At 53.9% G+C, this 15,730-nt stretch carries 1 protein-coding gene; it reads left to right on the plus strand.

The genetic code is table 11. The features are described 5' to 3' along the window. The first annotated feature begins 14 nt into the window (after positions 1–14). Complete coding sequence (locus ICL55_RS03635) at positions 15–15,698, plus strand: non-ribosomal peptide synthase/polyketide synthase (protein ID WP_188094674.1); 15,684 nt, start codon at positions 15–17, stop codon at positions 15,696–15,698. The last annotated feature ends 32 nt before the right edge of the window (positions 15,699–15,730 follow it).

A 15,730-nucleotide genomic window follows, 5' to 3' on the forward strand; every position in this document is an offset into this window, starting at 1 on the left:
TATAAATACAACATATGATTGAGGTTAATTTTAACAAGGCAATAGCGGTAGTGGCAAAGGCCCGGGCACAGGGAGTCATACTTTTTCTGGAAGATGGTAAAATCAAATTCCGGACACCGAAAGATGCAGGTATCACACCGGAACTGCTGGAAGAGATTAAGCTGCACAGAGACGATATCAAAGCGTGGTTGCACCAGTCTATCTCCGCAGAGATGGCGCCAATCACACCCGGCGCTGCCGCCAGCCACGCCGGCGTACGGCTCTCCTTTAGCCAGGAAAGGCTCTGGTTCATTGACCAGCTGGAAGGGAGTGTTAAATACCATATTCCTGTCGTGCTGAAGCTGAAAGGCGACCTGCACGTGGACGCACTGCAACAGGCGCTGCGCGCGATCGTTAACCGGCACGAAGTGCTGCGCACCGTGTTCAGGGATACCGCCGGGGTGGCCTCTCAGCTGGTGCTGGATCAGGATGCCTGGCAAATGGATATCATCACGGCGCCGGAATATTATCATGATGCCGTGGCATTGGAAAAGGCCATACAAACGATTATCGATAATCCCTTTGATCTGGCGACCGATCATATGCTGCGTGCCAGCCTGATCACACCGGGCAACGGTGAATACATACTGGTGGTAGTCATGCACCATATCGCGGCAGATGGCTGGTCAACCGGCATCATCGTGCGGGAGCTGGTGGAGCTGTATCAGGCCGGCGTGTCCGGTAGCGATGCGCAGTTGCCCGCCATGGAAATACAATATGCCGACTATGCCGTATGGCAGCGTCAATATCTGTCCGGCGACACACTGGCCATGCAGTTAGGCTACTGGAAAGATAAACTCTCCGGTACCCCGGTACTGGACCTGCCGGCGGATTACCCACGACCGGCCGTGCAGAGTGACCGTGGCGCTATTACTACGTTTACCCTTGACCGTGATACGGCCGGCAAGGTAAAATCATTCTCCCGGCAACAGGGCGTTACTGTTTTTATGACGTTGCTGGCAGCTTTTAAAGTACTGCTGTATCGTTATACCGGCCAGGAAGATATCTGCGTAGGCACGCCCGTCGCCGGCAGAACAAGAAAAGAGACCGATAACCTGATCGGGTTCTTTATCAATTCACTGGCATTGCGCAGTGATCTGTCCGGTCAACCTTCGTTCAATACCCTGTTACAGCAGATAAAACAAACGACGCTTGCGGCATACGATCATCAGGAATTGCCTTTTGAGAAGATCGTGGAAGCCGTGGTGAAAGAAAGGGATATGGCCAGAAATCCGCTGTTTCAGGTGATGTTTGTGCTCCAGAACGCACCGGCAGCACCTGAACTGGAGTTGGGGGGTGTAACGTTTTCCACCATGGACACTGCACACACCACTACGAAGTTTGATCTGACCTGTTCTTTTGAAGAGACAACCAGCGGTTTTGCAGGCAGAATGGAATACTGCACCGATCTGTTTGATGCGTCAACCATAGAACGGATGATTGGGCATTTGCAGCTGCTGATAAAAAATGTCTTGTTGACACCTGATCAACCTGTTCACTTGTTACCCTTACTTTCTGCCGAAGAGCGGGAGCAGGCACTGACAACCTTCAATAATACTGCTGTTGCTTATGCCGATGACCAGTCCATTGAGGCGCTGTTCTCTGCGTGGGCGCAGCAGACACCCGATGCGGTGGCGTTGTTGTATGGTGACGCGGTGATGTCTTATGGTGAACTGGAAACATTGTCTAATCAGCTGGCGCATTATCTGCGCGGCAAAGGCGTGCGGCAGGGCGGTATCGTTCCGGTTTGTATGGAACGTTCCATCGATATGATGGTGGGCATCCTCGCTATCCTGAAAGCCGGCGCGGCGTACATGCCACTGGACCCGGCCTATCCGGCAGAGCGGCTGCGTATTATGCTGGATGAAAGCCGCAGCAGCGTGCTGCTGACGACGACAGACTTCCATGACCGCTTTCTGCAAGAGCGGCCAGACAAGGAATTAGTGCTGGCAGACCAGCTGCCGGTGTTGTTGACCGGGCAGCCGGATACCGCCCCGGAAAATCCGCCATCAGCCAATGATCTGGCCTATGTGATGTATACCTCCGGTTCTACCGGCAAACCCAAAGGGGTGCTGGTAACAAACCGCAATGTGACCAGCCTCGTGCTGCAACCGAACTATGTTAAGCTCGGTACCCACACCACGATGCTCTCCGCAGGATCGCTGGCTTTTGACGCCACTACCTTTGAGTATTGGGGCGCTTTACTGAATGGTGGCCGCCTGGCGCTCAGCGCCGGCAATAGTCTGCTGGACAGTACCTTTTTTAAACAGGAACTCTATAGCAAGGCGGTGACCTGTATGTTTATGACCGCGAGCTGGTTTAATCAGTTGGTGGATACCGACATCAGCGTCTTCGCCCGGATGACGGATATCCTTGTGGGCGGTGAAAAACTGTCTGAAAAACATGTGGAACGCTTCCGGCACATGTATCCCGATATCAATATTATTAACGGTTATGGCCCTACGGAGAATACCACTTTCTCGGTATGCTGCCATATCAATACCAGCAAGCTGGCGGCTAATATACCGATAGGCCTGCCGCTGAATAACCGTACTGCCTATGTGCTGGATGCTGCGTTGCAACTGGTGCCGGTAGGTGTGACGGGAGAATTGTATGTAGGCGGAGCGGGGTTGTCGCTTGGTTACCTCGATCGCCCGGAGCTGACAGCGGAGAAATTTATTCCTCATCCTTTTAGTAACAATCCGGAAGAAAAACTTTACCGCACCGGCGATCGTGCCCGCTGGCAGCCGGATGGCAATATCATGTATCAGGGCCGTGTTGATGACCAGGTGAAAATCCGGGGGCATCGCATAGAGCCAGGGGAGGTGGAAAGTGTATTGCTGGCTTATCCTGAAGTGGCGCAGGGGGCGGTGGTCGTTAAAACAGATGACATAGGTATCAAGCGGCTGGTGGCATACATCGTGCCGGTCGGTACCTTCGATAAAGATCCATTGGTCAGTTACCTGAAAGCGAAACTGCCGGAATACATGGTGCCTTCGGTCATTGTGCCGATGGATAAATTTCCGGTCACTGCCAACGGCAAAATTGATAAAAGAGCTTTGCCCGAGCCGGAAATGAACACCTTGTCTACCCACGGCTATATGGCGCCGCGCACCAAAGCAGGCCGCGATATGGCGCAGATCTGGCAGGAGTTGTTGGGCGTCTCTCAGGTAGGCATATACGATAATTTCTTTGAGCTGGGCGGCGATTCCATCATCACCATACAGGTAGTCAGCAGGGCGAGAAAAGCCGGCATCAGACTACATCCCCGTGATCTTTTCCAGTACCAGACCATTGAACGGCTGGAAATATTGTTGTCCGAAAACAGGGAACAGGTGGTGACCGGTGAACAGGGCTTGCTGACAGGAGAGAGCGGACTAATACCGGTACAGCGTTGGTTCTTTGATAACAACGCTGCGGTTGATCACTTCAACCAGAGTGTGTTGGTGGGAATCGATAAGAAGATAACTTCCGCCCGGTTGTCGACTGCTATCAAGGCATTGGTGCGTTATCATGACGCGCTTCGTTTTGTATACCATACAGATGAAAATGGCTGGCGCCAGACATACGGTACCTACGAAGCCGGCCTGACGGTGGAAGATATGCGTGCGGTGCCTGAAGAGGCATTGGCAGACCACATTACTACGTATAGCCGTACGGTACACCGCTCGCTGGATATCACCAAAGGTATACTGGTGCGCGCTGTGCTGTTGCAAACGCCGGATACGGAGGCGCATAACCGTTTGTTGATCATCGTGCATCACCTGGCGGTAGACGGCGTGTCGTGGCGTATTTTACTGGAAGACCTGGAAGTACTGTTGCAGGAAGAAACAACGGGCTTACAGCTCGATAAAGGAAATTCTTACCGTCAGTGGTATGAAGCACTGGTGGCATATGCTGGTCAACGACGATTGACGACGCAGTTGCCTTACTGGGAAAAGATCAATGTGGAAGGTCGTCAGGTTACCCTCAAAGAAGGGACGTCTTTTGAAGGTAAGTTGACCATTGCTGAATTTGACAACATAGAGACCAGGCTGGACGCCGGTTTGACGCGAAGCTTATTGCAACATGCCCCGCAGGCCTATCATACCGAAATCAATGATATACTCTTAAGTGCGCTGGCACTGGCGGTAGGTAAATGGAATAGTGCCGACCGTGTTTGTATAGGACTGGAAAGCCATGGCCGGCATGACATTGGCGGCATGGACATCAGTCGTACGGTAGGCTGGTTCACCAGTTTATACCCCGTGCTGCTGGAAATCGGACAGCAACAGTCGCCTGGTGCGGTGTTGCGCGCTGTCAAAGAGCAGCTACGCGCCGTTCCGGATAAAGGTATCGGCTTCGGTGTACTAAAACAACTGCTGCGAACTCCTTCTCTGCAAGGCAACGACCCATGGGATATTGTATTCAATTACCTCGGGCAATCGGACCGTGTTGTGAGAACAGATGGCCTGTTGAGTTTGGTAGAAGAATCTGCTGGTCCCGGTGTAGGAGAGAATTATGTGATGCAGGAAAAACTGGGTGTCAACAGTATCGTTAGTGATGGTTCGCTGATACTGATCTGGTCTTATAGCAAGCAACACTTTCAGTCGCAACAGATACAGGCGCTGGCCGACGATTTTATCCTGCAGCTGCAACTGCTGATGGCGGATTGTCTGTCACAGGAAACAACCCTGGTATCTCCCTCAGACTATGGACTGCAGGGTATTATGACCATCAACGAATTGGACACTTTTCTGGATGCTGCCCACACCGGTATTGCGCGGCGTGCGCAGGTCTCCGGACTGTATCGCTTAAGCGCGCTGCAGGAAGGCATGTTATTCCACAGCCTGTATGATCAGGCTGGCGGTGCTTATATCGAGCAGTTTGGCTGCGACGTCCTCAACGTACAGCCGGATGCCTTCAAAGCCGCATGGGAGCATCTTCTGCAACGGCATACGATCCTGCGCACCGCGTTCTTCAGTGATGAAGCGGCCATCCCGCTACAAGGCGTTTTTAAAGAAGCGGTGTTGCCATTCCAACTGCTGGACTACAGCGGAATGGACGAAACAGAACGCCTACAGGCCCTGGAAGCATTCGCCGCCGCGGATGCCAGGCAGGCTTTCGATTTCAAAACGCCTCCGCTGATGCGCATCGCGTTGATCAAATTAACGGAGGACCGTTACCGTTTGTTATGGACTTTCCATCACATCCTGTTTGACGGCTGGTCGGTGCCGGTTTTGGTGGAATCCCTGCTGCATGCTTATGAAGCTGCGGTAAATGGTTTGCCCATGCCGGAAGGAGCGGAAGACCGTTACGAAGACTTTATCCGTTATCTGGAAAAACGGGATGACGAAAAAGAAGAACAGTACTGGCGGCGGTATATGGAAGGCGTGGAAGATGCGACGTTGCTGCCTTTCGTGCGCTCAGGGACAGAACGTACCCGTGAGGCCGGTCTATATAAAGATCATATCCTGCGACTGGATGAAACGCAGACAACAAAGATCAATGCTTTTGCCCATCAACAGCATGTTACGGTCAATACCCTCATGCAGGGCGTGTGGGCATTGCTGTTGCATCATTACACCGGACAGCAACACGTTACTTACGGCGTAACGGTGTCCGGCCGTCCGGAAGATTTGTCCGGCGTGGAGCAACGGGTGGGCATGTACATCAATACTATTCCTTTGCATGCGGAAGTGGCTACTGATAAAACGTTGGGAGCATGGCTGCAGGAGTTGCAGTCGGGCCAGTTGCAGAGCCGCGAATACCAGCACACCGGACTGGATACTATTCAGCACTGGTGCGGTATTGCCGGTGATTTGTTTGACACGCTGCTGGTATTCGAAAATTATCCTGTCAGCAAAGTGATTGAGGCACAGTCATGGCAGTTGCAGATTGAAAATGTAGCGGTACAGGAGAAAACCAATTATCCGCTTACGCTGCTGGTGGGCGTCGGAGAAACTATCCATATCCGTTTCAGTTATAATACTGATCTGCTGCCTGAGCATTACCTGCAAGCCATTGCAGGGCATTTTGAAACATTGCTGACACAGCTGCCGGAAAATGCAGCCAGCCAGTTGCATGAGCTGCCATGGCTGACAACCTCGGAGCAACAGCTGCTGCATACCTTCAATGATACGGCCGTCGCCTGGCCCGAACAAATGACACTGGTAGACCTCTTTGCTGCACAGGTGAGCCGCACGCCTTTGTTGACTGCCGTGGTGGACGAACAGTCCAGTCTTACTTACCGCGAGCTGGACGACATCACCAATCAGCTGGCGAATTACCTGAATAGTAAAGGCGTAGGCTCGGAAACGTTAGTGCCGGTTTGCCTCGAACGATCACTCGATATGATCATCGCTATTGTGGCTATTCTGAAAGCTGGTGGCGCCTATGTGCCGGTAGATCCCACTTATCCGGAAGAAAGAATATTACATATACTGGAAGATACCAATGCGGATATAATTCTCACTGATCATACCGGTTTCCATGCGATACCGGACAATTTCACCGGGGTGGTACGGCTGGATGAAATACGGCCTGTACTGGGCATCTACCCGGATACTGCGCCGGCGCAGGTAATCCGGCCGGGACAGCTGGCGTATGTGATCTATACTTCCGGCTCCACCGGCAAACCGAAGGGTGTGATGAACGAACATGCAGGCGTGGTAAACCGCTTGTTGTGGACCCAGAAATATTTTGGTCTCAACGGAGATGATGCTATTCTGCAGAAGACAACTTTCTGTTTCGACGTGTCCGTATGGGAGCTGCTATGGCCGCTCATCTGCGGAGCACGACTGGTAATGGCCATCCCGGAAGGACAGAAAGATACCGGTTACCTGAAAACGGCTATCGACCGTTACGGTATTACCACCATTCACTTTGTACCTTCCATGCTGCATATCTTCCTGGAAGATGTGACCCCCGATGAAGTGCCGGGGCTGAAAAGGGTGCTGTGTAGCGGGGAAGCGCTGAAGCCACAGCACGTAAGCCTCTTCCACGAAAAGATCCCGTATGCGGGGCTCTATAACCTTTACGGGCCTACGGAGGCAGCCGTCGACGTTACCTGCTGGCAGGTACCGGATGACCTGGCCGAAAATGAGATAGTATCTATCGGTCAGCCGGTTGCTAATACACAACTATATATCCTCGATAAAACCGGTGGCTTATTGCCTCCGGGCGTTTTTGGAGAACTTCATATCGGCGGCATACAGGTGGCCCGTGGATACCTGAACAGAGAAAGCCTGACAGCGGAGAAATTCGTAGTAGATCCTTTCCGTGAGGGCCGTCTGTATAAAACAGGCGACTGGTGCCGCTGGTTGCCTGATGGTAACATAGAGTACGCCGGCAGGATAGACGATCAGGTGAAGATCAGAGGATTCCGGATTGAATTGGGAGAGATAGAAAGCGTGTTGCTGGAAAACGAACAGGTCAGCGAAGCGGTGGTAGTGGCAAGAGATGCCGCTGACGGCAGCAAGCGCCTGATCGGCTACGTAGTGCCGGCAGGTGAAATAGATCGTGCTGCGGTGCTGGATGAACTAAAGCGCCGTCTCCCTGAATACATGGTGCCGGCCATCCTGATACCACTCCCTGTTATGCCGCTCACGGCCAGCGGGAAGATCAACCGGAAGGCTTTGCCGGCGCCGGATGAAACCTTCCTGGCCGCAGCAGCCTATGTGGCTCCGGGAAATGAAACCGAGCAGGTGCTGGCGAATATCTTCCAGCATATTCTGGGCATATCCCGTGTAGGCGTCAACGATAATTTCTTTGCCCTGGGTGGTAATTCACTTTTATCGATGCGGCTGGTGGCGGCGGTCCGCAAACAGCTGCAGCTGGAACTACCGGTGAAAGCGGTGTTCACCCATGCTACCGTGGCGCTGCTGGCGGCGCATCTCCTCGGACAGGAGCATGCTACGCCGGTATTGCCCGTGGTAGAAGCAGTTTCCCGGCCGGAAAGAGTACCACTGTCGTTTAGCCAGGAACGTTTGTGGTTTATCGACCAGCTGGAGGGCAGCGTGCAATATCACATTCCGGTGGTATTGCGGCTGAAAGGCACGTTGGACAAAGTGGCGCTGGCATCTGCCCTGCAAACCATTATCAATCGCCATGAAATACTCCGGACGGTCATTGCACAGGAAGACGGTGTCGCCTGGCAACGGCTGCTGGACCGTGATCAGTGGCAGCTAACGGTGACGGACGAACCGGTTTACCATGAGGATCCGCTGGCATTGTCGTCACTGATACATACGCAGGTACAAACACCGTTTGATCTGGCTAAAGACCATATGCTACGCGCGCACCTGGTGGTGCTGTCGCCTACGGAACATGTGCTGGTGGCCGTGATTCATCACATCGCGTCCGATGGATGGTCCTCTTCCATCATCGTGAAAGAACTGGTGGACCTGTACCGGTCTTTTGTACATCAGGAAGTGAGCACGCTGCCGGCGCTGCCATTGCAGTATGCGGACTATGCCATCTGGCAGCGGCGTTATCTGACGGATACCGTGCTGGCGCTGGAACTGGACTACTGGAAAGAAAAGCTGGGCGACGTAGAGACGTTACAGTTACCGACAGATTTCTCCCGTCCGGCGGTACAGCGGAACCGCGGCGCCGTTTCCTGGTTCCGGCTGGACCAGCAGTTGACGGCCGATCTGCGGTCGCTGGCCCGGCAACAGGAAGCTACCTTGTTTATGACGCTGTTGGCGGCCTTTAAAGTACTGTTATTCCGCTACAGCGGTCAGGAAGATATCTGTGTGGGCAGCCCTGTGGCTGGCCGTACGCGACAGGAAACAGAAGCGCTCATCGGCTTCTTCATCAATACATTAGCGTTACGCACCTATGTAGAGGGAGAACAGTCCTTTGTCAGCCTGTTGGCGGCGGTGAAAGAAACGACACTGAACGCCTATCAGCATCAGGAAATACCTTTTGAAAAAGTAGTGGAGGCGGTGGTGAAAGCGCGCGATCTCAGCAGAAGTCCGCTGTTTCAGGTGATGTTCACCCTGCAGAATATGCCGGAGAATGCGTCGCTGGAACTGGAAGGCTTGCAGCTGGCAGCGGAACCATTGTCGTACACTACTACACAATACGATCTCAGCTTTACGCTGGAAGATACGGCAGAAGGCCTTCGGGGCAGCGTGGAATACTGCACGGACCTGTATGTGCCTGATACCATCGATCGGATGATGCAGCACTTTGAGCAACTGCTGCGCAGCCTGGTGGCCGCGCCGGCAGCCAGTATCGCTTCGCTGCGGATACTGGGGGAGGAAGAAGAAACGCTGCTGCTGCATGGGTTTAACCAAACCCGCCTGGCAGCTCCGGAAACAGCGGGTAAAACATTGGCGGACCTGTTTGAAGACCAGGCCAAACGTACGCCTGCCGCTACCGCGCTGGTATTCGGGAATACGGCATTGACCTATCAGGAGCTGAACGAACGCGCCGGTCAACTGGCGGCGCAACTGGCGCGCCACGGCGTTGGGGCGGGCACGTTAGTACCGCTGTGTGTTGACCGCTCCCTGAACATGATGGTGGCCATCCTCGGTATTCTGAAAGCCGGCGGGGCTTACGTGCCGCTGGACCCGCAGCATCCGGCTGAACGTATCGGGCGCATACTGGAAGACCTGGGAGGGCACCGGTTGATAGTGACCACATCAGAGCATACTCATTTATTCCCGCCGCAGGCGCACCTCTTGCTGCCTGACGACTGGCACAACCCGGCAGGGGAGGCCTATACGATAACGGCAGCCACGCCACAGGATACGGCCTATGTCATCTATACTTCCGGTTCCACCGGCGTCCCCAAAGGTGTAGTGATCCCGCACGCTGCGATTGTCAACTTCATCGTACACCGCAGCCATGATTTTAGTATAGACGTTACTGATAGGGTGTTGCAGTTTTCCAACTACTGCTTCGATGCATCGGTAGAGCAGATGTTCCTGCCGCTGGTAAACGGCGCCGTGCTGGTGCTGATTCCTGAGGCGCTGCGGCTGGACCGGCAGGAGTTTGAGCTGCTGCTCGAACAGGAGCAAATTACCCATCTGGACACCACGCCCGGCTTCCTGGCATCCATTACACCGGGCAACTACGGCGCGCTGCGCCGCGTGGTCTCCGGCGGGGAGGCGTGTAGCCTGCAACTGGCGGCCACCTGGGCGCCGCATGTGGACTTCTATAACGAATACGGTCCTACGGAAACAACGGTCGTCGCTACAGCTTATCTTTTCCAGCCACAACAGACGGTAGGCACAGAAATGCTGCCTATCGGCAAACCATTGACTAACGTACAGACTTATATACTCGATAGTGCCCGTCGTCCCGTACCTGTGGGCGTGCCGGGGGAACTGTTCATCGGTGGCATACAAGTAGCCAACGGATACCTGAACAATCCCTCCCTGACAGCGGAAAAATTTGTTGACGATACCTTCTCCGGTAACAACGGCAAACTATACCGCACCGGTGACCTGGCCTGCTGGTTGGCCGATGGTAACATCGCCTACCTCGGTCGTATCGACGATCAGGTGAAGCTGCGTGGCTACCGCATAGAGCTGGGAGAGATTGAAAACGCGCTCCTGCAACATCCGGACATACGCGAAGCGGTGACGGCTGTTAAAGCCGACAGCGCCGGTCACAAAAGGCTGGTGGCTTACCTCACCGGTGACCAGCTGCCGGACCGGGAAACGTTATCTGCCTTCCTGCGCGACAGGTTGCCGGAATACATGATACCGGTACAATTTATTCAGATAGCTGCCATACCATTAACCCCTAATGGCAAGGTAGATAAAAAGGCGCTGCCTGTACCGGATACGGATACACTGAGCGGAAATGCCTTTGTAGCGCCTCGTAACGAGACAGAAGCCCAACTGGCCGCCATCTGGCAAAACCTGCTGAATGTGCAACAGGTAGGGATATACGATAACTTCTTTGAACTGGGCGGAGATTCTATCATCACGATCCAGGCGGTGAGCAGGGCCAGAAAAGCAGGGCTGAACCTGCATCCGGCCGATCTGTTCCGGTACCAGACCATCGCCGGCCTTGCTGTGATGCTGGCATCTAAACAGGATACGCCGGATAGTCACGCGGAGCAAGGCCTGCTGACAGGCGCCAGTGGGTTGTTGCCCATACAACACTGGTACTTTGCCCATACCGCCAACGCCTCTGGGGAAACACATTTTAACCAGGCACTGTTGCTGGAAGTAGACAAGACGGTAAGCGCGAATGTGCTGGAAACTGCGATAGAAAAGCTGATACAGCATCATGATGCGTTGCGTTTTACTTACGCTATGCACCACCATCAATGGCAACAAACGTACGGCACTCACAGCGGTACGCTGGAAGTGATTGATCTACGGGAGGAGACAACGGACACGTTACCGGCGGAAATCACGACCCATGCTGAGCATTATCAACGTAGCCTGCATCCGGAACAGGGCATTGTGGTACGAACTGTTTTGATGACCACACTGGATACGGTTTCTCATAACCGACTGCTGATCGTGGTGCATCACCTGGCGATCGACGGTGTGTCCTGGCGTATCCTGTTGGAGGACCTGGAGCAACTGTTGAAACAGGCTGCCACACCGCTTTCGCTGAAGAGCAATTCCTACCGCCAATGGCAGGAGCTATTGACCGCCTACGGTCAGCGTCCTAAAGTGCAGGCGCAGTTGGCATACTGGCAACAGGCCACAGCAGGATTTACGCCACTACTAAGTGATAAGGATTTTGAAGGGGTGGTGACCATCAGTGATACGGCCAACCACGTAGTGCGATTGAATGCCGGCCAAACACGCCGTCTGTTGCAGGATGTCCCCAAAGCTTATCATACAGAGATAAATGACCTGTTGTTATGTGCGCTTGCCATGACGCTGCAGGAATGGAATAACGAAGATCATGTCACCATCGGATTGGAAGGCCATGGTCGTGAAACCATCGATGCAACAACAGATATCAGTCGTACCGTAGGCTGGTTTACCAGCCTCTATCCCGTGAAACTGTCCACCGGTACAGGTAGTATCGGAGATCGACTGAAAACGGTAAAAGAACAGTTGCGCAATGTGCCGGACAAAGGCCTGGGATATGGCGTGTTAAAATACCTTCAACAGGAAACAACCTTACAGGGCAACGATCCATGGGACGTGGTGTTTAACTACCTGGGTCAGACCGGCAATATCACCGCGACCGATGGATTGCTCCGTATGGCCACAGCATCTCCGGGAGCTGCTATCGGTAAGGACTTCCCGCTGACAGAGAAAATTGCGGTGGATAGCCTGGTGCAGGATGGAGAGCTGGTGCTCCGCTGGAAATACAGCCTCCGGCATTTTACGGCGGCTGCCCTGGAAAAAATGGCCGCTGCCTATATCGGTCATCTGGAATCGCTGATCGCCCACTGTGCGGACCGCCGTGAGGCTGCGTTTACGCCGTCTGACTTTGGCCTGGGCCGCGAAATCAAGGTAGCAGAACTGGACGCTTTCCTGGATGCCACTGCCCGCCGTGGCAGGATCAGCAGCCTATACCGGCTCACGGGATTGCAGGAAGCCATGTTGTTTCACGCGTTGTACGATGAAAATTCCAACGCCTATATGGAGCAGTTTACCTGCGACCTGTTGCGCCTGGACGAAGCGGCCTTCATTCAAAGCTGGAACCTCTTGTTGCAGCGGCATACCGCCTTACGTAGCGGCTTTCATGCCGATGAATTCAGCATTCCGGTGCAAGGCGTTTATCAGGATGTGCAGCTGCCGGTCACCCTGCAGGATTATCGTGGCCTTAGGCCGGAGGAGCAGCAGGAAGAACTGACTGCTTATCTGGAAGCGGACCGTCACAAAGGGTTTGACTTCAGTCACCCACCACTGATGCGGCTGGCACTTGTCCGTCTGGATGATCATCGTCACCGGATGGTATGGACTTCGCATCATATTTTGTTTGACGGTTGGTCATTACCGCTGATACTGGAAGATCTGTTACGGATATACGAAGCCGTGGTGAAACAGGCGCCGTTGCCGGCATTCACAGAAGACCGCTACGAAAATTATGTCCGGTATCTGGAACGTCAGGACAAAGAGCAGGAGGAAACTTTCTGGCGTAACTATCTCAAAGATGCTACAGACGCCACCTTGCTGCCCTTTATTGGCGCAGCGGAGGCGCGTAATGCCGGCGTGGGTAGCTACCGGCAGGCATTGCTGGAGCTGGACGAAGCCGCCACCCGTCATATCAACCGATTTGCACACAGGCACCGTATCACGCCTAATACCATTATACAGGGCGTGTGGTCGTACCTGTTATATCGCTATACCGGGCGCCGGGAAGTTACCTTCGGCATCACCGTGTCTGGCAGGCCGGAAGGGCTGCCTGGCGTGGAGCAGGCGGTGGGGATGTATATCAATACCCTGCCTTTGTGCGCCGTGATCGATCCTGCCAGGCCGGTGACCGCGTGGCTGCAGGATTTGCAGGCCTCACAGCTGCAATGCCGCGAGTACCAGTATACGCCGCTGGATGATATGCAACGCTGGACTGGTATTACCGGCGACTGGTTTGACAGCCTGCTGGTATATGAAAATTATCCGGTGAGTAAAATGATGGCTGCGCAGGAAGGCGCATTGGGCGTGGAGAATATTGTGGTACATGAACAGACCAACCTGCCGCTGGAAATACTGGCCGCCGTGTCAGATACTATCCGCATCACCCTGCGTTATAATGCCGACCTCGTGTCAGGCACCTATATCTCCGCTATCCGCGGGCATTTTGAAGAGGTGCTGTTGCAGATGACAGCTAACGATAATTTACAATTACATCAACTCGATATACTCACCGCAGCAGAAAGGGTACTGCTCACCGATACGCTGAACAGCCGCAAAGTGCCGTTCCCGCAGGATAAGACCGCGGTGTCTATTATCCGGGAGAGAGCTGCTGTGATGCCGGATGCCACCGCTATCATCTTCGGAGAAACGGAGCTCACCTATCGTGCGCTCGAAGAGCGGTCTAATCAGGTGGCACACTACCTGCAAAGTCTTGGTGTGAAAAAAGACATGCCCGTACCTATCTGCATAGAGCGCTCTCCGGAGATGGTGATCGGTATACTGGGTATCCTGAAGGCGGGCGGTGCTTATGTGCCGGTGGATACCGCCTATCCGGCAGAAAGGATCGCTTTCCTGCTGGAAGACGTGGAAGCCACGGTGGTGTTGAGCAGCCTGCTATTAAAAGAAAAAATAACGGACATCACCAGCGCGCATGTCATCGCATTGGATGACCGTCGCGGGGAACTGTTCCGTCAGCCTGTAAACGGCTCCCTGTTGTTGCCGTCTCCTGCGGACCTGGCCTATATCATCTACACTTCCGGCTCCACCGGCAAGCCCAAAGGCGTGCTGATAGAACACCGGGGCATGTTGAACCATCTCTATGCAAAAGTGAATGACCTCCGGCTGGACCATCGCACGGTGATTGCCTTTACGGCTTCCTATACGTTCGATATCTCCGTATGGCAAATGCTGGCAGCGCTGCTTTGTGGCGGTACTACCATCATTTACTCAGAAGAAACGATCCTGCAACCGGAGCAGCTGATGCGGGCGGTAGACCATCAGCAGGTGACCATTCTGGAACTGGTACCGTCTTATCTGGCAACGGTTTTACAGGAAGATATTCCGGTGCAACTGGAGCACCTGGAATTCCTGCTCGTAACGGGCGAGGCGGTGAGTCAGCAGGTGCTGGTACAATGGTTCCAACATGAGCAATATAACCGTATTCCGGTGGTAAATGCCTATGGCCCCACAGAAGCATCGGATGATATCTGCCACTACATTATGTATGAGGCGCCGGTGCAGTCCAATATCCCGCTGGGATATCCGATACAAAATCTCAACATCTATGTGGTGAATGAAGCCATGCAGTTATGCCCGCCCGGTGTGCCCGGTGAGGTCTGCGTTTCAGGCGTAGGCGTGGGCAGAGGATATCTCAAACGGCCGGAGCTGACCGCCGAGAAATTTATCCCCGATCCGTTTATTACGGGAATGGCGGTACGAATGTACCGTACCGGCGACCTGGGTCGCTGGCTCCCCGATGGGACCGTGGAGTATCTCGGCCGCATGGACGACCAGGTGAAGGTACGTGGCTTCCGCGTAGAGCTGGGTGAGATAGAACATGCGCTGCAACTGCATGAACAGGTGCAGCAGGCGGTGGTAGTGGCCCGTGCAGATCGTAAGGGACACAAACAACTGGCGGCTTATATCGTGACGACGGATACTTACGACCGCGACAGCGTATATGCGTTCCTGAAAGGCCGCCTGCCGGAATATATGGTGCCTTCCTGGCTGGTGCCGCTGGAGAAGCTGCCCCTGACAGCCAATGGTAAAATAGACCGTAAGGCGCTGCCCGCACCGGATGAAGTACAGGGATGGTCGTCACAAACGTATATCGCTCCTCGCAACGAAACAGAGGCTCAGCTGGCCGCTGTCTGGGAAGAGCTGCTGGGCGTGGGAAGAGTAGGCGCACAGGACAATTTCTTTGAACTGGGCGGCCACTCGCTGCAGGTGATACGGCTTACCTCCACGGTACGCCGGCAATTTGGCGTGGAAGTGAACGTCAGGACCTTCTTCCAGCTGGCAACAATTGAACAGCTGGCGCGATACATCCGGTTAAATCTTGATCAGTCTTCAGCAGACGATGATGATGATAATCTCGAAACCATCACCCTATAAAGTATAACCCCATTTAATTCTCTTCATTATTC

Origin of the sequence: Chitinophaga varians (assembly GCF_014529945.1) — a bacterium.
In the GTDB taxonomy this organism is placed as follows: Bacteria; Bacteroidota; Bacteroidia; order Chitinophagales; family Chitinophagaceae; genus Chitinophaga; species Chitinophaga varians.